Source organism: Streptomyces sp. B5E4 (assembly GCF_039871555.1).
GTDB lineage: Bacteria > Actinomycetota > Actinomycetes > Streptomycetales > Streptomycetaceae > Streptomyces.
Window position 1 is genome coordinate 109,606 of record NZ_JBDPMI010000022.1, and the last position, 21,886, is coordinate 131,491.

General features: G+C 75.0%; 12 protein-coding genes. 2 read left to right on the plus strand and 10 right to left on the minus strand.

Annotated features, from left to right (window positions below):
- Positions 1-31: 31 nt before the first annotated feature.
- Entirely contained in the window at positions 32-976 is a 945-nt protein-coding gene (locus ABGA99_RS25340) for a bifunctional riboflavin kinase/FAD synthetase (RefSeq protein WP_347583491.1), read from the plus strand.
- 51 nt (positions 977-1,027) lie between these two features.
- On the opposite strand, the gene ABGA99_RS25345 is transcribed toward ABGA99_RS25340, so the two are convergent.
- The 10 genes from ABGA99_RS25345 to ABGA99_RS25390 all read right to left on the minus strand — a co-directional run bounded on the left by ABGA99_RS25345 (position 1,028) and on the right by ABGA99_RS25390 (position 20,773).
- Positions 1,028-2,077: an ABC transporter ATP-binding protein gene (locus tag ABGA99_RS25345; protein WP_347580306.1), complete on the minus strand. Its 1,050-nt coding sequence runs from the start codon at positions 2,075-2,077 to the stop codon at positions 1,028-1,030.
- A 194-nt stretch (positions 2,078-2,271) separates the two neighbouring features.
- Complete coding sequence (locus tag ABGA99_RS25350) at positions 2,272-3,249, minus strand: ABC transporter ATP-binding protein (protein ID WP_347580240.1); 978 nt, start codon at positions 3,247-3,249, stop codon at positions 2,272-2,274.
- Entirely contained in the window at positions 3,246-4,208 is a 963-nt protein-coding gene (locus tag ABGA99_RS25355; RefSeq protein WP_347580239.1) for an ABC transporter permease, read from the minus strand. The genes ABGA99_RS25350 and ABGA99_RS25355 overlap by 4 nt, the downstream gene beginning before the upstream one ends.
- On the minus strand, positions 4,205-5,260 hold the full coding sequence (locus ABGA99_RS25360; protein ID WP_347580238.1) for an ABC transporter permease: 1,056 nt from the start codon (positions 5,258-5,260) through the stop codon (positions 4,205-4,207). Before ABGA99_RS25360 ends, ABGA99_RS25355 begins: the two co-directional genes overlap by 4 nt.
- A 164-nt stretch (positions 5,261-5,424) precedes the next feature.
- Positions 5,425-7,311: an ABC transporter substrate-binding protein gene (locus ABGA99_RS25365; RefSeq protein WP_347580237.1), complete on the minus strand. Its 1,887-nt coding sequence runs from the start codon at positions 7,309-7,311 to the stop codon at positions 5,425-5,427.
- A 332-nt stretch (positions 7,312-7,643) separates the two neighbouring features.
- Entirely contained in the window at positions 7,644-11,552 is a 3,909-nt protein-coding gene (locus ABGA99_RS25370) for an SCO5717 family growth-regulating ATPase (protein WP_347583492.1), read from the minus strand.
- A gap of 199 nt (positions 11,553-11,751) precedes the next feature.
- Positions 11,752-13,824 carry a serine/threonine-protein kinase gene (locus ABGA99_RS25375; RefSeq protein WP_347580235.1) on the minus strand — a complete coding sequence of 691 codons (2,073 nt, stop codon included), beginning with the start codon at positions 13,822-13,824 and terminating at the stop codon, positions 11,752-11,754.
- A 26-nt stretch (positions 13,825-13,850) separates the two neighbouring features.
- Complete coding sequence (locus ABGA99_RS25380; RefSeq protein WP_347580234.1) at positions 13,851-16,091, minus strand: protein kinase; 2,241 nt, start codon at positions 16,089-16,091, stop codon at positions 13,851-13,853.
- A 4-nt stretch (positions 16,092-16,095) separates the two neighbouring features.
- Entirely contained in the window at positions 16,096-18,348 is a 2,253-nt protein-coding gene (locus ABGA99_RS25385) for a PQQ-binding-like beta-propeller repeat protein (RefSeq protein WP_347580233.1), read from the minus strand.
- A gap of 28 nt (positions 18,349-18,376) precedes the next feature.
- Entirely contained in the window at positions 18,377-20,773 is a 2,397-nt protein-coding gene (locus tag ABGA99_RS25390) for a PQQ-binding-like beta-propeller repeat protein (protein ID WP_347580232.1), read from the minus strand.
- Positions 20,774-21,267: 494 nt separating this feature from the next.
- Between ABGA99_RS25390 and ABGA99_RS25395 the strand changes: the two genes are divergently transcribed.
- Entirely contained in the window at positions 21,268-21,786 is a 519-nt protein-coding gene (locus tag ABGA99_RS25395) for a M23 family metallopeptidase (RefSeq protein ID WP_347580231.1), read from the plus strand.
- Positions 21,787-21,886 lie beyond the last annotated feature (100 nt).

Below are 21,886 nucleotides of genomic sequence, written 5' to 3' on the forward strand. Positions count from 1 at the left end.
CACGACAACGGCGGACCGAGGAGCGGGCAGAGTGCAGCGCTGGCGTGGCTTGGAGGACATCCCCGAGGAGTGGGGGCGCAGCGTCGTCACCATCGGCTCGTTCGACGGCGTGCACCGCGGCCACCAGCTCATCATCGGCCGGACGGTGACGCGCGCCCGGGAGCTGGGCGTGCAGTCCGTCGTGGTGACCTTCGACCCGCACCCCATGGAGGTCGTGCGCCCCGGCAGCCACCCCCCGCTGCTGGCCGCGCACCACCGGCGGGCGGAGCTGATGGCGGACCTCGGCGTGGACGCGCTGCTGATCCTGCCGTTCACGGCGGAGTTCTCCAAGCTGGCACCCGCGGACTTCGTGGTGAAGGTGCTGGTCGACAGGCTGCACGCGCGCGTGGTGGTGGAGGGCCCGAACTTCCGCTTCGGCCACAGGGCCGCCGGCGACGTCGCGTTCCTCGCCTCGCTCGGCGAGACGTACGACTACACGGTGGACGTCGTCGACCTCCAGGTCAGCGGGAACGCGGGCGGCGGCGAGCCGTTCTCCTCCACGCTCGCCCGGCGGCTGATCGCCGAGGGCGACGTCGCGGGGGCGGCGGAGGTGCTGGGCAGGCCGCACCGCGTCGAGGGCGTCGTCGTACGGGGCGCGCAGCGCGGCCGCGAACTGGGCTTCCCGACCGCCAACCTGGAGACCCTGCCGCACACCGCGGTCCCCGCCGACGGGGTGTACGCGGGCTGGCTGGAGGCCGCGGGCGAGCGGCTGCCGGCGGCCGTCTCGGTCGGCACGAACCCGCAGTTCGACGGCACGGAGCGGACGGTGGAGGCGTACGCGCTCGACCGCGACGACCTCGACCTGTACGGGCTGCACGTGGCCGTCGACTTCCTCGCCTTCGTCCGCGGCCAGGAGCGCTTCGACACGGTCGAGGACCTCAAGACCCAGATGCGCCGCGACGTCGACGCCTGCCGCGAGCTGACCGCGGGACGCTGACGGCGCCCGCCCGGGGCCACCCGGGCCGGCGCCGCCGTCCGGCCCGCGGTGCTACGGCGCCGGGGCCGCCGCCGTCGTCCCGGTCAGGTGGCACGCCACCCCCGGCCGGGTCCCGTCCAGCACCGGCAGGTCCGTGCCGCGGCAGGCGTCGGCGACGCCCGCCGACGCCGCCTCGCCGGAGGCGAGGTGCTGGCAGCGGGCGTGGAACCGGCAGCCGCCCGGGATCCGCGCCGGGTCCGGCGGCTCGCCCGTGAGCACCACCGGCGCCGTCCCCGACTCCGGCAGCACCGACAGCAGGGCCTTGGTGTACGGGTGCCGCGGTGCGGTCAGCACCTCCTCCACCGGGCCCGCCTCCACGATCCGGCCCAGGTACATCACCGCCACCCGGTCCGCGATGTTCCACGCCAGCCCCAGGTCGTGCGTGACGACCAGCGCGGAGAGCCCCAGTTGGTCGCGGAGCCGCAGCAGCAGCGCCAGGATCTCGCCGCGCACCGAGGCGTCGAGCGAGGCCACCGGCTCGTCGGCGACGATCAGTTCCGGGTCGAGCACCAGGGCGCCGGCGATGACGACGCGCTGCCGCTGCCCACCGGACAACTCGTGCGGGTAGCGCAGGAAGAACCGCTCCGGCGGCCGCAGCCCGGCGCGGGCGAGCGCGGAGGCCACGACGGCGCGTTCGTCGCCGCGGTGGCCGTGGATGCGCAGGCCCTCGGCGACGGCGTCGTAGACGGTGTGCCGCGGGTTGAGCGACCCGCTGGGATCCTGCAGCACGAGCTGCACCCGCCGCCGGTACGCCTTGAGCGCGCGGCTGCCGTACGCGAGCGGGGAGCCGCGGAAGGCGACCGTGCCCGCGGCGGGTCGGACCAGGCCGAGGAGCGCGCGGGCCAGAGTGGTCTTGCCGCAGCCCGACTCGCCGACGAGGGCGACGATCTCGCCGGCGCCGATGGCCAGGTTCACGCCGTCGACGGCCCGCGCGGCGGGCGCGCCGTGCCGCCCGGGGAAGACGACCCGCAGCCCGTCGGCGACGAGCAGCGGCCCGGCGGCGGTGCCGTCGCGGGCGTCTTCTCCGCGTACGGGCCCGGCCGCCGGTTCGGCCTTGCGCAGCCCGGGGCGTCCGCCGTCCGCCGCGGTCCCGTTCGCCGGCCGGCCCCCCGCGATCGCGGGCTCCCCCTCGCCGAGGCCGGGTCGTTCGCCGTCGCCCGCGTCTGGCTCGGCTCGTACCTCCCCGTCCGCTCCCCGCTCCGCCGGCCCGTCGCCCCGCGTGCCCGCGTCCTTCTCCTTCTCCGCCGACTCCCCGCTCACCGTGCCTCCTTGACACTGTCCACGTGTACGCACGCCGCCCGGCGCTGCGGGCCCGCCTCCCGCAGGCGCGGGTCCGCCGTCGCGCAGGTCTCCAGAGCCACCGGGCAGCGCGGATGGAACGCGCAGCCCGGCGGCAGCCGGGCCGGGTCCGGCGGATCGCCGGGGAGACCGTGCGGGGCGCGGCGGTCGGCGGCACGGCCGACGGTCGGGAACGCCGCCGCCAGCGCGCCGCTGTAGGGGTGCTCGGCCGCCGTGAACACCGTCCGCGCCGGGCCCTCCTCGACGATCCGGCCCGCATACATGACGGCCAGCCGGTCGCAGGTGTCGGAGAGCACCGCCAGGTCGTGGCTGATCATCAGCAGGCTGATGCCCTGGTCGGCGACCAGCCGCTCGATGAGCCGCAGGATCTGGGCCTGGATCATCACGTCCAGCGCCGTCGTCGGCTCGTCTGCGACGATCAGCCGCGGATCGCACGCCAGCGCCATCGCGATCATCACCCGCTGCCGCTGGCCGCCGGACAGCTCGTGCGGGTACGCGCCGCCGCGGGCGGCCGGCAGCCCGACCTGCTCCAGCAGCCCCTCCGCCCGTTTCCGGGCCGTGCTCGGGGAGGTCTCCAGCCGGTGCAGCAGGATCGGCTCGGCGATCTGGTCGCGGATGCGGTGGACGGCGTTGAGCGAGTGCATCGCGCCCTGGAAGACGATCGACGCGCCCGCCCAGCGCACCGCGCGCAGCCGCCCCCACGACATGGTGAGCACGTCCTGGCCGTCGAGCAGGATCTCCCCGCTCAGCCGCGCCGAGGGCGGCAGCAGCCGCAGCAGCGCCAGCGCCAGGGTCGACTTGCCGCAGCCCGACTCGCCCGCCAGGCCGAGCTTCTGCCCGGCGGCCAGGCTGAGGTCCACACCGCGTACCGCGGGGACGGCGGCCGCGCCCGTACCGTACGTCACGTGCAGGTCGCGCACGTCGAGGAGCGTCACTTCGCCACCCCCAGCTTCGGGTTGAGCACGGACTCCAGCGCCCGTCCCGACAGCGTGAAGCAGAGCGCGACCACCGCGATGGCGATGCCCGGCGGCACCAGGAACGACCAGTGCCCGGAGCTGATCGCGCCCGCCTCGCGGGCGTCCTGGAGCATGCCGCCCCAGGAGATGACCTGCGGGTCGCCGAGGCCGAGGAACGCGAGCGTGGCCTCGGTGAGGATGGCCTCGGAGATGACCAGGGTGGTCTGGGCGAGGACCAGCGGCATCACGTTCGGCAGCACGTGCCGCAGCATGATGTGCGTGTGCCCGCCGCCGAGCGCCCGGGCGCGTTCGACGTACGGGCGGGCCTCGATGGCCAGCGTCTGCGCCCGCACCAGCCGCGCGGTCTTGGGCCAGGCGGCCACGCCGATGGCGATGATGACGGTGGTGACCGACCGGGACATCACCGTGGCCAGCACGATCGCCAGCACCAGCGTCGGCATGACGAGGAAGAAGTCGGTGACGCGCATGATCACGCCGGACAGCCAGCCGCCGTAGTGGCCGGCGAGCATGCCGACGAGGGTGCCGATGCCGACGGTCAGCGCGGCGGCCAGCAGCCCGACGGTGAGCGAGATGCGTGCCCCGTGGACGAGGAGGTCGAGCACCGAGCGGCCGAACTGGTCGGTGCCCAGCGGGAACTCGGTGCTGGGGTCTTCCAGCGCGGTGCCGGGCGCGTCGGTGACGCTGTCGGCGTCGGAGCCGACGAGCAGCGGTGCGGCCAGCGCCACGAAGGCGATGACGACGAGCGCGACGAGGCCCACGAGCCCCGCGCGCTGCTTCCGGTAGGCGCGCCAGAAGCGGGCCGCGGAGCGGCGCCGGCGCGCGCGGGCCAGCGCCCGCGGGTCGGTGGCGGGGGGTTCTGCGGCGGGCGGGACTTTGGGCTCGAAGCCCGGCTCCTTGCCCAGTGCTTCCGTACTCATCGGCCCACCCGGGGATCGAACAGCGGATAGATCAGGTCGGCGACCACGCTCGCCAGGATCATCGAGCCCGCGTAGACGATGAACAGGCCCTGGATCAGCGGCAGGTCGGGGATGCTCAGCGCCTGGTAGAACAGTCCGCCCAGGCCCGGCCAGGAGAAGACCGTCTCCACCAGGATGGAGCCGGCCGCGATGAAGCCGAGGTTGACGAAGACGAGCGTGATCGTCGGCAGCATCGCGTTCGGCACGGCGTGCCGGCGGCGTACGAGGTCGTCGCGCAGCCCTTTGGCGCGGGCGGCCGTCAGATAGTCGCTGCCCATCTCGTCGAGCAGCGAGGAGCGCATGACCAGCAGCGTCTGCGCGTAACACGCGGCCACGAGGGTGAGCACCGGCAGGAACATGTGGTGGATCACGTCCACGACGTACGCGAGGCCGTGTTCGTCGCCCGACTCCATGCCGCCGGTGGGGAAGAGCCCGGGGACGGGGCCGACGCCCACGGAGAAGACGATGATGAGCAGCATCCCGAGCCAGAAGTGCGGCACCGACCACAGGGTGAGGGCGATGCTCGTGTTGACCTTGTCGCCGAGGCCGCCGTGCCGCCAGGCCGCGCGCGTGCCCAGCCAGAGCCCGAGCGCGCTGTAGAGCACCACGGCCGTGCCGGTGAGCAGCAGGGTGGCCGGCACCCGCTCCCAGATGAGGTCGAGGACCGGCTTGTTGAACTGGTACGAGTCGCCGAGGTCGCCGGTCAGCGCGTCACCGACGTAGTGCGTGAACTGCTCCCACATCGGCAGGTCGAGGCCGTACTGCCGGCGCAGCGCGGCGAGTTGCTCGGCGTCGACCTTGCGGCCGTGCGTCATCGTCTTGACCGGGTCGCCGGGGATGATCCGGAAGAGGAAGAAGCTGGTGACGAGGATGGCGAAGAGGGAGACCGCGGCGCCGGCGAGCTTGCCCGCCACATAGCTGAGATAGGCGCGGCGGGAGCTGCCCGCGGAGCCGCGGGCGTCGGGCGCCGTTTTCGCGGCGGCGGGGGTGACGGATGCGTCTGCCGTAGACATGGCCCTCGCTTTGCTGGGGTGCCGTCCGGGGTGCGTGGCGCGCGTGCGTCGCGCGCGGGTGGGAGTGCTGCTGGGGCGGGGGAGTTGCGTCCCGGGCGGTGGGGTCGGCCGGGCGGGGTGTCCGGCGCGGCGCCGGACACCCCGGGGGCGAGGGTGCGTACGGGCTACTCGCGGTCCTCCGCGGTGGCCCGGCGGCGCAGCGTGAAGAACACGCCCGCCGCGACCACCACGACGACCGCCGCACCGCCGCCGAGCACGACGCCCATCGCCGAGCCGTCGTCGTCCGACGCCTGGGCGGCGGGCACCGCGGTGGCCCAGCTCCAGGAGCCGTCCTGGCCCCAGATGTTGCCGTTGCCGGCGGGCATCGCGGTGATCGACTCGATGTGGTCGGTGCGGTAGGCCTCCACGGAGTTCGGGTACGCCAGCACGTTCATGTACCCGGTGTCGTAGAGCACCGACTGCATCTCCCGGACTATCTCCGCGCGCTTGGCCGGGTCGTCGTAAGCGGCCAACTGCTCGGCGTAGAGCCGGTCGTAGTCCTTGTTGCAGATGAAGTTGTCCGTCTGCCCGACGACGTCCTCGGACTCCGGCAGCGCGGCGCAGGTGTGGATGGCCAGGACGAAGTCCGGGTCGGGGTTGACCGACCAGCCGTCGAAGGCGAGGTCGTACTCACCGGCCACCCACGGGTCGCCGACGTTGTCCAGGCACTGCAGGTCCAGGCCGATGCCCAGCGCGCCCCACCACTCCTCCAGGAACTTGCCCGCCGCCTTGTCCTTGGGGTCGGTGGAGTGGCACAGCATCCGGAAGTTCAGGGGCTTGCCGTCCTTGCCGACGCGCTTGCCGTCCTTCAGCTCGTAGCCCGCCCGGTCCAGCAGTTGCGCCGCCTTCTCCGGGTCGTAGCCGATCTTCTGCTCGGCGGACGGCTTCCAGTGGTAGTCGGCGAAACGCGGCGGGATGTAGCCCTCGCCCTCGACGCCGTGGCCCTGGAGCACCTTGTCCACTATCGCCGTACGGTCCACCGCGAGGAACAGCGCCTCGCGCACTTGCGGGTCGAGCAGCGCGGGATGGCCGTCGCCGAACTTGCGGCCCTCGACGTCCCGCGCACCGGGGTTGGTGGCGATGGCCCAGAAACGCCGGCCCTGGCCGTCGTTGACCTTGATGTCGGGCTGGCCCTTCAGCGACGCGGCCTGCGCCGGCGTCAGGTCCGGCACGAAGGACACCTCGCCCTTGCGCAGGGCGGCGACGGCGGCGTCGGTCTCCTTGTAGTACTTGAACGTCAGCTCGTCGAACTTCGGCTTGCCCCGCCAGAAGTTCTCGTTCGGCTCGAAGGTGACGTGCGAGTCGGTCTTGAAGCCGGTGAGCACGTACGGGCCGCTGCCGACGACCGGGAAGTCGGCGTCGTTGTTGAACTTCCCGAGGTCGTCGACGTCCTGCCAGACGTGCTTGGGCACGATCGGCAGGTCCATCGAGTTCATCGTGGCCTGCGGCTCCTTCAGCTCCACGACGAGCGTGCGCGCGTCGGGCGCCGAGACCTTCGCGAAGTTGGCGACGTACGAGCCGTTGGCCGCGCCTGCGGCGTCGTCGGTCATCATCGTGTCGAAGGTCCAGCGGGCGTCCTCGGCGGTCAGCGGCTTGCCGTCGGACCACTTCACGCCGTCGCGGATGGTGTACGTCCACGTCTTGCCCGCGTTCGAGGGCTCCCACTTCTCGGCCAGCCCCGGGATGGGCTCCTGCGTCTTGACGTCGTAGTTGACCAGGGAGTCGTACATCAGCCGGTTCAGGCTCGTGGCCACGAGGGTGACCGCGAGGAACGGGCTGAGCGAGTCGACGCTCTGCGCCACGGCGGCCGTCAGGACCGTCTTGTCGCCGTCGTCGCCGCTGTCGTCCTGCGTGGGCTTCGCCGCGGCCGGGCCGACGGTGGCGGCTCCGAGCAGTGCGAGGGCCGCGGCGCCCGCGCAGAGTGCGCGGCGCAGCCGGCGGCCGGAGCGGGCGGCGGGGGTCGGTCGGCGGAGTGGGCCGGGCGTCGGGGCGTTGTCGTCGGTGGGCTGCATGACACCTCGCGGGCTGAAGGGGGGCGGGATGCCGGCTGACCGGCCTGGGGTCGGGTCTGTCTAGCGAGGTTGGTCTAAACATGTCAACGACCGTGACCGGCCTGTACGAGGGCGATACCCGGCTGAAACGCGAATGAGGCCCGCGCCTTCAAAAAGGCTGCGGGCCTCATTGGTTCAACCCAATGGCGGCAGGCCGGGCGGCCACCCGTCCGGGGCCGGCGGCGCGGCCGGCTCTCCCGCGCGCCTGCGGGCGCGCGTTTGCGCTGGCCGGTCTGCCGGTACGCCCCCGGGGCGACCGGTGTCGCGGGCCGCCGGCGGGTGCGCCCGGGGCGTCACCCGTACGGGCTCGGGCCGGACTGCGCCTGCGACGGGCCGGTGCCGGGTGCGCCACCCGGATAGCCGCCGCCGCCCGGGTACCCCCCGCCCGCGCCGTAGCCGCCGGGGCCGCCCGGGCCACCGCCCTGGCCGGGCAGCGGCGGCATCGCCTGCGGCGGCTGCTGGCCGCCCTCGCCGGTCCACAGGCCCTGCGCCTGCTGGGCGCGGGTGAAGTCCTCGGCGACGAGCGCGGCGAGGTTGAAGTACGCCTCCTTGGTCTTCGGCCGCATCATCGACAGGTCCAGCTCCGCGCCCGCCGACAGGTGCTCGTCGAACGGGATCACCTGCACCGCACGGGTGCGCTGCTTGAAGTGGTTGACGATGTCGTCGATCTTGATCATCTTGGCGGTCTCGCGGACGCCGGAGATGACCGTGATGCTCCGGGACACCAGGTCGGCGTAGCCGTGGGCGTGCAGCCAGTCGAGCGTGGTGCTGGCGCTGGACGCGCCGTCGACGGACGGGGTGGCCACGACGATGAGCTGGTCGGCGAGGTCGAGGACGCCGCGCATGGCGCTGTAGAGCAGGCCGGTGCCGGAGTCGGTGAGGATCACCGGATACTGCTTGCCGAGCACGTCGATGACGCGGCGGTAGTCCTCGTCGTTGAACGTCGTGGAGACCGCCGGGTCGACGTCGTTGGCCAGGATCTCCAGGCCGGACGGCGCCTGCGAGGTGAACCGGCGGATGTCCATGTAGCTGTTGAGATACGGGATCGCGGTGACCAGGTCACGGATCGTCGCGCCGGTCTCGCGGCGCACCCGGCGGCCGAGCGTGCCGGCGTCCGGGTTGGCGTCGATCGCGATGACCTTGTCCTGCCGTTCGGCGGCGAGGGTCGCGCCGAGCGCGGTGGTCGTCGTGGTCTTGCCGACGCCGCCCTTGAGGGAGATCACGGCGATGCGGTAGCAGGACAGCACCGGCGTGCGGACGAGGGCGATCTTGCGCTGCCGCTCCTCCTCGGCCGCCTTGCCTCCGAGCTTGAAGCGGGACAGGCCGCCGCGCTCCGACTTGCGCTGCGGCTTGTGCTTGTCGTGCAGCAGTTGCTCGGAGGACAGCTCGACGGCGGCGGTGTAGCCGAGCGGGGCGTTGTGCACCGGCTGGCGGCGCTGCTCGGGCGTGACGTCGGGCCAGCCGCCGGACCGTGGGTCGCCGCCGGGCTGGGCGGTGGGCGCGGGGGAGGTGGCCGGGGAGAGGGCTCCCTGTCCCGGGGCGCCGGTCTGGCCGCCGCCGGCGGGCGGGAGACCGGGGGGCTGCGGGGCGGGCTGGGCCGGGAGTTGGCCGGGCTGACCGGGCTGGGCCGGGTAGCCGGGCTGCTGGCCGGGCTGGGGCTGCTGCGCGGGCTGGCCCGGGTAGGCGCCGGGCTGGCCGGGTTGCTGTCCCGGCCGGCCCTGCTGCCCGGGCTGGCCCTGCTGTCCCGGCTGGCCCTGCTGGGCGGCGGGGGGCTGGGGCCAGCCGTAACCGCCCTGCGGGGCGCCGGAGCCGGGCTGCTGGCCGGCCGGCGCTACGGGCACGCCGGAGGGCGACGCCACGGTCCAGCCGGGCGGCGGCTCGGCGGCGGGCGCGGAGCGGGGTGCCTCGGCGCTGGCGGCGGGCGTGGCCGGGGTGTGCGGGGCCGGGAGCCGGCTGCCGGGCGCGGACTGCGCGCCGGGCGGGGTGGCCGGAGCGGGCGCGGCCGGGGGCGCCGGGGCGGCGGCGCCCGGCGGCTGCGCGGACGCCGCGGCGGCGCCGGGAGCGGGCTGGCCCGGGTACGGCTGCTGCGGCGGTGCGGCGGCCGGCGGGACGGAGGGCGCCGCCGGGGGGGCCGCGGGGGGCTGTGGCGCGGACGGCTCCGGTGCGGGCTGCGGGGCGGGCGACTGCCAGGGTGCGCCCGCGGCGGGCGGCGGGCCGGACGGCAGGTCCGCGGCCGGAGGGCGCTGCGCCTCGGCGGCGGGGAACTGCGGGGGGAGCGGCGGCAGCGCCGTCGGCGAGGCGGACTCGCCGGGGGCGGGCGCGGGCGCCCACGGGTTGGCGCCGGCGGGCGCGCGGTCCGTCGCGTACGGGCTGGCCTGCGGCGGCGCGTCCTGCGGCTCGTCGTCGCGGGCGGGCGCGGCGTCGGCCGGCACCCGGTCCTGCACCTCGGCGGCGGCGGGCACGGCGTCGTTCGGCTCGTCGTCCGCGGGCGTACGGCCCTGGGCCTCCGCGGCCTGCGCGCGCAGCGAGGCGGGCGAGAAGCGCATGGTGGCGCCGCTCACCACGTCGCCCTGGTCCGCCTCGTCCTGCGCCGCGTCGTCGTCCTGGCCCCGGTCCGTCCGCGCCGCGCCGGGCGCGGCGTGGGCGACGAGCGGGGTGAGCGTGCGCGTGGCGTCGTCGCGGTACGGGGCGGGCGTACCCGCGTCGTCGGCGTCCGGTCGCGGCGGCGGCGCGAACTGCGGTGCGGGGAAGGCGGATGCGCCGGCCGCGGGCATGTCGTCGGCGTCCGGCTCCGGGGCGGGCCGGGTGTCGGGAACGGGCGGCCAGTCGGCCCCCGCCTCCGGCGCCTCGGCGCCCTCGCCGGACGCGTCGGTCGCGTTTTCCGCGGCCTCCGGCGTGCCGGCGAAGGCGGGCCACGCGGACCCGGACCCGGCGGACTCGTCGGTGCCGTCGGCCGCGCTGACCTGCCAGTCGGTGCCGGACGGAGCGTCGGCCGGGTCCTGCGTCCCGGCGGCTTCGTCGACCGCCGCCGGGGTGGCGGCCGTGAACGGCCAGGCCGCGGCCGGCCCGGACGCATCGCCCGCGTCCGCGGCCGGCGCGGCGGTGCTGTACCAGTCGGTGCCGGACGCCGCGGACTCCGCCTCGGGGGTCTCGTCGGTGTCCGCGGCCGCCACGGCCGGTTCGTCGTCGCCGTCCGCCGGGTCGGCCGCGCTCGCGGACGGAACGGGCCACGCCGACTCCGACTCGGAGCCCCGCCACGTGTCGTCGGCCCGGTCGTCCTCGCCGGCCTGCGCGGCGGGGGCCGTCTGAGGGAGGGAGGGCCAGTCGGCACCGGACGCGGAGTCGTCGTCGCTCTGCCCGGCGGGAGTCGCCTCCGGGAGGGACGGCCAGTCGGCGCCGGACCGGGAGTCGTCGTCGGACGTCTCCGTGGTCGCGGACCAGTCGGAGCCGGTGTCCCGGTCGTCGTCCGCGTCGGCGGACTCCGCCGTGGCTCCGGCGGGCTCGTCGTCCGCCTCCGGCCCGGCGGAGGCGGTGTCCTGCTCGTCGTACGCCGCAGCCTCCCGGTCGTCCGGCTCGTCGGTGGCCGCCGGCGTCGCGGAGGCGCCGGCTCCGTACCCACTCGGCGCGCTCACCGGGGAGGACGTGAACTCCTCGGCCTCGGCCGTGGCCGAGGCTCCGGCGTCCGCGTCGTCGTCCGTCCCGGCCTCCGGCGCCGCCGGAGTCGCCGGCAGGGCCGCGAACGCCACCGCTGCCGGGTCCGTCGCCGCCGTCAGCGGCGGGGAGTCGTCCTCGTCCGCGTACGCCTCATCCTGGCCGTCGTCCTTGTCCCGGTCCGCGGCCGGTGCGACGGCCACCGGCCCGGGCGGCGGCGCAGACTCCGGTGCCGTCGCCGGCTCCGGCGGCTCGTCCGGCAGCGTCAGCAGGAACGGCGGCGGCGTCATCGACTCCGGCACCGGCCCCGGGGCCGCGGCATGGGCGGCGGTGAAGCCGTTGGGCAACGGAGGCATCGCCGAGCCGGCGTGGGACGAGCCGGTGCCCGCCTCCTCGTCCTGTCCGGTGCTCGGCGGCGGCACCCCCTGCGTGTACCAGGCCGCGGGCGCCGGGCTCGCGGTGAACTCGCCCGTGCCCTCCGCCTCCGTAGCGGACCGCTCGACATCGGGGCTGGTCCGGCCCGCGCCGTTCTCGTCCCGATCGCTGCTCACTGTGCCTCCCAGATCCCCTCGCACCACGGCGGTCGTGCCGGCGCCTGCCCGGTGCCGTGTGCTTCTCCCACCCTAAGGGGAGTACGGAGCGCGTCGGCAGGCCGGACTGTCGCAATCGGCAACGGAAGTGTCACCGTTCAGAACACCGGCACCCGCGGGCCGCGTCGCACCCCCGCGGGCCCGTCCGCCCGACTGCCGGTCAGAACACCGGGTTTGCGGTCAGCGACCCCGTGTAGAGGACGAACACCCTGTTGTCCGCGGCGGCCATGGTCCAGTCGTCCCGCTCACGTGACGTACGGCGATCCTCCCACGCCACCCTGCCCTTGCCGATGTCGTAGACCTTCAGCGCGTCCGGATCCACGCTCGACGTCGTCCCGGCCCACAGCGAGTTGCCCTGGATCACCGGCGGGTACCTCAGCGCCACGGCCAAGGCCTCCTGCGTCCACTCGATCTCCCGCGTCTTGGCGTTCCTCACGGTGAGCTTCGTGTCGTTCACGGCGTAGAGCAGATCGCCGTCCAGGGCCGGTGCGCTCCAGATGTACTCGCCCTTCGGATCCTCGTTCCACTCCACCTTTCCGTCGCCCTTCAGCGCGTACGCCGTCAGGCCGTCCCCGCCCGCGTACACGAAGCCCCCGCCTACCGCGCACGGCATCGCGTAGGAGCTGCGCTTCGGGGTTCCCCAGACCTTCTTGCCGTCGCCGGTGTCGACCACCGCGAGCTTGCCGTCCGAGCCGGAGAGCACCAGCATGCCGTCGGCCGTCGTGGCCCACGCGGGCTTGCTGACGCTGGACTTGACCGGCAGCTCGACCGTCCACCGCTCCTTGCCGTTCGTGCCGACCGCGCGCAGCTCGCCGTCCTTGGTCGTCACGTACGCGCCCTTCGCGTCGGCCGCGAGGACGACCGCCGCCCGCGCGTCCGGCGCCGACCACTGCTCGCGCCGGTCGCGGCCGCGCAGCCCGTACACGGCGCCCTCGGCGTCCGCCACGGCGAAGGTGTTCTCGTCGAGCGCCGCCGCGCGGGCCGCCGCCGCGGCGTCCTCCTGGCGCCACTTCTCCTTGCCGGTGCGGACGTCCAGGCCCGCGATGCTGCCGTCGGCCATCGCGACGACCAGCGTCTCGCGCAGCGGAAGCACCAGCGGCGTATCGGAGTTGAGCCCGCCGACCGGGCCCCAGAGCGCCGCGGGGGCGTTGTTCGTGCTGTAGCTCTTCAGCGGCTGCGCCGCCCACGGGTCGCGCTTGGGCGCCGTGGTCGTGCCGCCGTCGTCCTTGCCCAGCCACCACCAGGCGGCCGTGCCGGCGCCGGCCGCCACCACCGCGCCGCCGGTGCCGAGCGCGACCAGCAGCCGCCGCCGCGAGGGCCCCGGCACCTGGGTGTCGCCGGCCGCGGGGAGCGCGGCGAGGCGGGTCGCCTCCTGCTCGCGGCCCCCGATGTCCTCGGCGAGCGGTCCTTGCTGCCAGATCGCCGCGGCGCCGGGCGGCGGGGCGAGGGCGGCGGCGATCTGCGGGGGAGTGGGCCGGTACGCGGGGTCCTTGGCCAGACACGGGGCGATCAGCGGGTAGAGGTCCGGCGGCAGCCCTTCGAGCCGCGGTTCGCCGTGCACCACCTCGTACTGCACCGCCGCCACATGGCTGCCCTGGTACGCCGTGTGGCCCGTCGCCGCCAGGGTGAGCACGGCGCCCAGCGCGAACACGTCCGCGGGCGGCCCCACCCGTTGCCCGAGCACCTGCTCCGGCGGCCCGTAGCCGGGCGTGACGGGGGCCTCGCCGGTGCTGGTGAGCGTCAGGCCGTGCTCGGGGCGGGCGATGCCGAAGTCGATGATGCGCGGCCCGGACGCGGTCATCACGATGTTCGGCGGCTTGACGTCGCGGTGGACGAGGCCGGCCGCGTGGATGTCGGTCAGCGTGTTCGCCAGCGCCGCCCCGACCGCGCGCAGCGCCGTGCCGTCCAGCGGCCCGTAGCGCTCGACGGCCTCGGCGAGGGTCGGCCCGGCGAGGAACTCGCAGGCGATCCACGGCCGTCCGCTCTCCGTCTCGGCGCCCAGCACCCGCGCCACGCCGGGGCTCTGCACCGCCTGCGCGGCGTGCGCCTCGCGGACGAAGCGCTGCGCCAGGTTCGACTGGTGGGCCAGCTCCGGCCGCAGCACCTTGATCGCGGCGGGCCGGCCGGAGGAGTCCCGGCCGAGGTACACCTTGCCCATGCCGCCCGCGCCGAGCACGCCGATGAGGCGGTACGGGCCGAGGCGCAGCGGGTCTCCGGTGCCGAGGGGTTTCATGGACGTACCGCTCCTGGTGGAAGTTCCTACTGAAGGGGGAGCCCGCGCACTTCGGCCGCGGTGACGACGAGGACGACCTTCGCGTCGTCCTGTTCGAGGACCATCGGGCGCTCGTTGTCCTCGGGCCCCCGGTACGACCAGGCCGTCTTGTGCTCCTTGAGGTCGACGGCCCGCACCCAGTCGCGGCCGCCGGTGCCCACGTACGCGTACTTCTTGCCGACCACGGGCGCGACGATGAACGCCTGCGGCCCGGCCCAGTCGGCCTTGGCCTCCCACTCGACCTCGCCGCTGGCGCCGTCGATGGCGATGAGCCCGTTGCCGTTCTCGACGACGTAGACCTTGCCGTCCTTGACCGCGGGGGTGCCGTACAGGCGGGTGTCCGGGCCGAGGGCGGCGCGGGCCTCGCGGTCCTCGCCGACGGACCAGCCCACCTCGCCGTCCGACAGCCGCAGCGCGGTCAGGTCGCGCAGGCCGAGGAGGACGTGGCCCTTGGCGGTGGGGAACTGCTGCAGCCCGGCCAGCGACTCGCGGTCGGCCTTCGGCGCCTTCCAGGTCCAGCGCACCTCGCCGGTCCTGGCGTCGATGCACGTCAGGGTGGACTCGACGCGGATGAGCGCCTCGTTCTTCGTCAGGGCGGTGGCGTACGAGGGGCCGGTGTCCGGGGACTTGTTGTCGTACCCCCACAGCAGCTCGCCGGTCTTCATGTCCGCCGCCACGAACTGCGAGGTCCACGGCGTCTTCTCGACGACCTTCTTCTTCGTCTCCTTGTCGCGGTAGACCCGGGTCACCCAGCGTGTGGTCGCGCGCATCAGCACGATGCCGTTCTCGGCGGCCTCGATGGCCGTGCCCCTGACGTCCGCGCCGTTGAGGACGACGTCCTCCTCCTGCTCGCCCGTCTCGGGGTCGTTGGCGAAGAGGGCGTGGGTGCCCTCGCCCGAGACACTGCGGCTGGCCACGGAGAAGAACCCGGAGTCGTCGCCGATGATGCCGGTGGACGGGGAGAGGAACTGGCTGACGCCGCGCAGCTTGCCACTGCGCGCGTCGACGAACTGCCCGCCGCCGGTGGTCGTGAGGAGCAGCACGTAGTTCCCGCCGGTGGCCAGGCTGAACGCACCGCCGCCGCCCACGACCGGGCGCGTCCACAGCTCCTTCGGCGCCTTCGGCTTCGTCGCCCTGGGCTTGGCCTCCGGCTCCTTCTCGTCGTCGCGGAGGTACGCGCACGCCCCGACGCCCGCACCGCCGACCGCCACGGCGCCCGCGCCGGCGAGCGCCAGCACCTTGCGCCGCGACGGACCGTTGCCCGCGCCCCTCTCGGTCTCCATGGCGGCCTGCTCCGGCGACGGCAGCCGGGGCGGCTGCGGCTGCCAGGCGACGGCGGCGCGGCGCAGGATGTCGGCGTGCAGCGCGTCCGGGAGATGGTCGGCGAAGTCTGCCGTACCGCCCGGCAGTCCCTCGGCGAGCAGCATCGCCAGCTCGTCGGTGCCGGGGCGGACCTCCGGCTCCTTGGCCAGGCAGCGCTGCAGCAGCGGCAGCAGGCCGGCGGGCACGCCGGACAGGTCGGCCTCGCCGTAGCGCACCCGGTACAGCAGGTCCGCGGCCTGGCCGCCGCCGAAGGGGCCGTGGCCCGTACAGGCGAAGACCAGCACGCCGGCGAGCGCGAACACGTCGCCGACGGGGGTGTGTTCGACGCCGGACGCCTGCTCGGGCGACATGAAGGCGGGCGTGCCCGCGGCGGTGCCGGTACGGGTCAGGTGGTCGTCGCCCGCCGCGCGGGCGATGCCGAAGTCGATGACCTTCGGCCCCGCCGACGTCAGCAGGATGTTCGACGGCTTCAGGTCGCGGTGGACGACGCCCGAGCGGTGCAGTTGTCCCAGCGCCTCGCAGAGCGCGGCGCCCAGCGCCCGCGTGGTGGTCTCGGGCAGCGGTCCCGACACCGCCACCGCCTCGTCCAGCGGCGGGCCGAGCACGTACTCGGTCGCCAGCCAGGGCGTCTCCGCCAGCGGGTCGGCGTCGACGACCTCGGCGCCGTAGTGGTCGCCGATGACGCGGGCGGCGTCGGTCTCCAGCCGGAAGCGGGTGCGGAACTCGGCGCCCGCGGTGCCGGCTTCGCCGCTGACGAGGTCGGCGTGCATGGTCTTGAGCGCCACGGTGCGCCCGCCCGCGGAGCGGGCGAGGTAGACGGTGCCCATGCCGCCGCTGCCGAGGCGGGCGACCAGCCGGTACGGGCCCAGTTGCTGCGGATCGTCGTGGGTGAGGGGCGTAGCCATGGGATCAGTCCACCGGGAGTGCGTAGAGGGCGTCCTTGGACAGGACGAGGGCGATGCCGTCGTCGGCGGCGAGCACCCGGCCGGAGACGCCGGTGCCGTCGTCGGTGGCGCCGCCGGCCTCGCTGACCGTGGCGAACCGCCAGAGCGGCGAGCCGTCGCGGGTGTCGAACGCCTGTACCTCGGCGTCGTTGCTGTAGAAGAGCGTGCCGCCGGTGCCGCTGAGGACGACGTTCGTGACGTCGAACCGGCCGCCGGAGTAGACCGGGGTGCGCCACACCGGCTTGCCGCTCCGCACCGACAGGGCCGTCACCTCGGCGCCCTGCGTGCCGTACAGCACCCGCGAGCGCGCGTCGGTCAGCTCCCCGGAGAAGTGCTCCTTCATCGGGTGCTCCCAGACCTTCTTGGCGCCGCGCATCTCGAACCCCCGCAGCGTGTCGCCCTCGTTCTTGGGACTGACGAGCATCCCGGCTTCGGTCGCGAAGCTGCTGGGGCCGTCGTAGTCCTCGATCCCCTCGAACTTCTGCTCCCACGCCTTCTCGCCGCTGCGCCGGTCGAGTACGAGGTAGCTGAAGTCGAAGCCGGAGGTGGGAGCGCTGGGGATGAACAGCTCGCGGCCGCGGACCTTCATCCTCTCGCCGTCGCTGAGCGGATTGTCGTTCAGGTCGCCGTAGCCCTCGGGCAGCGGCTTGTTCCACACCTCTTCGCGCTTGCGGGTGTCGTACGCGACCATGGCGAACTCCTCCAGGTCCGCACCCCGCGTGGCCAGGAAGTAGACGATCCCGTCGACGGCGCCTACGGCCTCCTGGAAGGACAGCTTGCCGTTCGCCGAGTAGTCCTCGATGGCGCCCTTCGACTTGCCGCCGGCGAGGTCGACGATCTCCATGGCGCTGAATGTCGAGATGACGAGCGCCTGGCCGCGGCCGAGGTCGATCAGACCCCCGTCCGCGAACACGTCGGAGTCCCACGCCTTCTTCCCGGTGCGCACGTTCACGGCGGTGAGCGCGCCCATCGTCTCCACGGCGGCGATCCTGCCGATGAGGCTGACCCCGTCGGCCTCCTGGCCCTGCAGCGAGTACTGCCACAGCGGCGTGGGCGCGGCGCCCTTCGCGGGGGTGGTGCGGTAGACCGGCGGTTCCTCTTTCGTCGCGCGGCGGTACGCGTAGACACCGCCCCCGCCGACCGTGAGGCCCGCGGCGCCGAAGGCGAGGCCGCGCAGCAGCGCGCGGCGGCCCGGGCGCGATGGGGGCACCGCGGTCTGCCCGGCACCCGCCCCGGCCGACGTCTCCGGCGTCTGCCCGGGAGCGGGCGGACCGCCGGGGCCGCCGGGGCCGGGCGGGGGTGTGAGCGGGCCCTGCGCCGGCAGCGCGGGAAGCTGGGCGGTCAGCGCCGCGGCGACGGCGCCGGGCACCTCCTCCTGCCCCGGCTCCGCCGGGAGGGCCTGCTGCGCCTGCTGAAGATGCTGGAGCAGCGCGTCCGCGCGGGGGCGCTGCGCCGGGTCCTGGGCCAGACAGCCGGCGAGGACGGAGGCCAGCGGCTCCGGCACGCCGGCCAGGTCGGGGGAGGGGGCGCCGGTGGCGGCGTACGCCAGCACCACGCCCAGGGCATGGATGTCGCCCAGCGGCCGCGGCACCCCGCCGGCGTGCTGCTCCGGCGGCAGCCACGCGGGCGGCAGCCCGGGCACCGCCGTACGGGGCCCGTCGCCCGGCGCCGCCGCGCGCACCGCGCCGTACGCCACGAGCCGCGGCCCGGCCGCCGTCAGCAGTACCGCGGCGGGCGTCAGCCCCGCGTAGACCAGGCCCTGCGCGTGCGCCTGGAGCACCGCGGCGGCCAGCGACACCCCGAGCCGGCAGACGTACGGCACCGGCAGCGGCCCGCCGTGCGCCGCCAGCGCCGCGGGCAGCGGCAGCGCGGGCGCGCAGTCGTACGCCACCCACGGCTCTTCCTCCTGCGGCGCCACCCCGGCCACCGGCGCGGCGGCCGGGCCGGCCAGCCGCGCGGACGTACCGGCCTCGGAGGCGAACCGGACCCGGAAGCCGGGGTCGGCGGCGAGCGCCGCGGGCGGCGTCATCAGCACCACGACCCGGCCCAGCGGCTCGCTGAACGCCAGATGGAACTGCGGCCCGTCGGGGGGCCCGCCCTCCGGGGCGAAACCGCCCAGCGGCGCGACGATCCGGTGCGGACCCACTCTCCGCTGGCCGCCCACGGTCGTGCCGGTCGCGCCGCCGTTCGGACCGCCGGAGCCGGTCAACGTGTGCATACGAACAATCCCCCTTGCCGCCGCGCGCTCAGTCCAGCGGCAGCGCGTACACGCTGCTCCCGCTCGCGACCACGGCCGTGTTCCTGCCGACCGCCACCCGGCGCCGGTGTGCGTACTTCGGCTTGCCCGGCCGCATGTCGGTGAACCGCCACAGCAGGTCGCCGCCGTCCGCGTCGTACGCCAGCACCTGGGTGTCGTCGCCCGCGATCAGCAGCTTTTCGTCGGACGTGACGTGCAGCGGCGGGGCCTGGACGAGCACCCCGACGTAGGCGAGTTGCGGATTGCGCTTCCACTGCTCCTTGCCCGAGTCCTGCGCCACCGAGTGCACGGCACGGAAGGTGTCGAGGGCGTGGATCATCGTGCCCTGCACGGCGGGCGGGCCGAGGTTCTGCGGGTTGGTGCTCTCCATGTCCTCGTCCCACGGCTCCGCGGTCAGATTCCACAACTCGGCGCCGTCGCCGCTCGCGTCGTAGCCGCGCATCGTCTTGCCGGCGGTGGCGACCAGCAGGTCCTCGCCCGCCGCCGCCCAGTGGCCGCCCGCCATCCCGGCGTACTCCTGCGCCCACCGCTCCTCGCCGCTGGCGAGGTCGAGCGCGGAGACCGTGACCGGCTTGTCGCGGTACCTGGCGTCCTCGTCGGCCTCGGGCACCAGGACGACCGAGCCGCCGAGGAAGAGCGCGGCGGTCGCGGTGGCCGAGCCGGGCGAGCGCCACAGCTCACGGCGCTTGGCCAGGTCGAAGCCGACGACCGCCAGCTCGCCGCCCTCCTCGACGGTGAACGCGGCGGTGTCGCCGGCCACCCCGAGGAGCGCGCCGTACGGCGTCCTGCCGCCCCGGCGGAACTTCTCCGACGTCCAGGCGACCGAGCCGTCCGCGGCGTCGAGCACCGTCAGGTCCTTGCCGGGCACCAGCACCATGCCGTCGCCGAACGGCACGGCGGGCGCCGCGGCGCTGACGTCCGACTGCTCCCACAGCTCCTTGCCGGTGCGCAGGTCCAGCGCGAAGACGCCGGACTTCGCGACGACCAGCGCGGCGGTGCCCCCGGCGACGGCGGGCGGGCCGACCGGCTCCACCTTGCCCAGGCCCTTGCCCCACAGGACGGGCGGCGGGGCACCGGTCAGCCGCTTCCTGCCGGTGGTGCGGGCGGCCAGCCGCTCCGCGGCGGTCGGCGGGGGCGGCGGGTCCTCGGCGGTCGCGGCCCAGGCCGCGGCGCCGCCGGCCGCGACGCCCACCGCCCCGCCGGCGATGCCGGCGAGCAGGGCGCGGCGGGTGGCGGGACGGCCGATGACGGTGGTGCCGCCGATCAGGTCCGGCGCCCCGGGCGTGCCGGGGACCGGCGCCGCGAGGAAATCGGGGTCCGGCTCGGTCTCGGCGGCGAGCACGTCGGCGGCCTGGAGCGCCAGGGCGGCGCTGACCCGGCGGGGCAGCCAGCCGGGGGCCAGGGCGGCGCCGGAGCGGGTGGTCGCCGCGTCGAGCACGGTCCCGGGCGCGGCCGCTCCCGGGCCGGGGGCCGCGGAGTGACCGGGCGCCGCGGCGTGCAGCAGGCCGGGCAGCAGCGCGGCGGCGGTGGGGCGGCGGGCCGGGTCGGGGTGGAGGCAGGGCTCCAGGACGGCGCGGAGGCCGGGCCGGAGCAGGTCCAGCGGGTTCGCGGGGGTGCCGTGGGGGTCGGTGGCGTACGGGTCCGCGCCGTACGCGGGATCGCCGAGCGGGTCCGTCAGCGGGTCGGGGAAGGCCCCCGCCTGCGGCTCCGCCGCCTGGTCGCCCGGGACCAGGCCGGTCGCGGCGTACACGAGCACTGCGGCGAGCGCATAGACGTCGCCCAGCGGCCGCGGCCGCCCGCCCGCAGCCTGCTCCGGCGGCAGGAACTCGGGTATCAGCCCGGCCTGGCGCTCGCGCGGGCTGCCGTCGGCGCCCGCCGCGCTCACCGTGCCGTAGCCGGTCAGCAGCGGACCGTCACCGGTGAGCAGCACGGCCGTCGGGTCGAGCCCGCCGTGCGCCGCTCCCGCGGCGTGCAGCGCCGCCAGCGTCTCGGCCAGCGCGGCGCCCACGGCGTACACGGTGCGCTCGGGCAGCGGGCCCTGCTGGGCGTCCAGCGCGGCGGGCAGTGGCAGCGCGGGCCGGTACGGCATCGCCCACCAGGGCGGGCCGGCGGCCGACAGCTCGCTCACCGGCGCCAGCCACGGGCCGCCCGTACCGCCGAGGCGCTGGGCCTCGGCGGCGGCGGCGTGGAAGCGCCCGGCGTGGCCGTGGTCGGCGGCCGTCGCCTCGGCGTGCGGTGCGGTGATCAGGACGGTGCGTTCGCCGCCTGGCGCCTGCGCGATGTAGCGCGCGCCCGGCGCGCGCATCTCGCCGGCGTCCGTGTCCAGACGCCCCACCGGCCGGTACGCCCCGAACTGCTCGGGGTCGTCGAGTCGCAGCGGTTCCATACCCCCTCCTAGGAACTGGCCGCACGCAGCCTACCGGGGACGGCGGGGCTCCGTGCCGGGCGGGGGGTAATTGGTCCCGCGGGGCAGGGGAGAAAGTCCCGCGCGAGAGCCGTGGATTCTTATCCGGGAGTGGCGTGCACCACATGCCTCTTAAGGAATCCTAAAAGCGGTAGTAGGCGAATCCGACGAGGGTCCGGGACTTTCGCCTCTGCGCCCGCCGGACTTTCGGCAGGGGGGCGTGCCGGACTTTTGGACACGGGCTGTGCGAAGCGCTCTGACCAGCATATATGACCTCCGAAAGTCCTCTCGTATGCCTTCCGGAAGCCTTCTCGCGACCCTTCTTCGGGAGCCCACAAGGGGTAGAAAAACCCGACTCGCCGCTACGACCCCGGCTCGTACCAAGGGTCCTTGAACGTCCCGATCCGACGCGTTACCAAGGTGGAGCGACCTCGGAGCGCAGCCGGGTCGAAACCTTTCTGGAGGGAATTCCAAGAATGTTCAAGCACGCCAAGTTCACCGCCCCCATAGCCACCACCGCGATGCTCGCCGCCGGCGGCGGCATGGTTCTCGCCCTCGGCTCGGGGGTGGCCACGGCCGACAGCAAGCCCGACTGGGTCAAGCCCGTCACGGCCGACTACGACGTCACCGGCCAGTACAACCAGGGCGGTGCCCGCTGGGCCGCGAAGCACAGCGGCCAGGACTTCGCCGCCCCCACGGGCACGAAGGTCAAGGCGGCCAGCGACGGCACCGTGGTCACGGCCGGCTGGGGCGGCGCCTACGGCAACAACATCGTGATCAAGCACGGTGAGGGCCTCTACACCCAGTACGCGCACCTCTCCGAGATCGACGTCTCCGTCGGCGAGCAGGTCAACGCCAAGGAGCTGATCGGCAAGATCGGTACGACCGGCAACTCCACCGGTCCGCACCTGCACTTCGAGGTCCGCACCACCCCCGCCTACGGCTCCGCCGTGGACCCGGTCGCGTTCCTCAGCAAGCACGGTGTCAAGATCTGACCCGCACCCCCGGCCCCGCCGGGCGGCGCCGGACGGCGGTCTTCGGGCCGCCGTACGGCTGATAGGCTGGCGGACGGTTCGCGTGAGTGCCCCCGTTTTC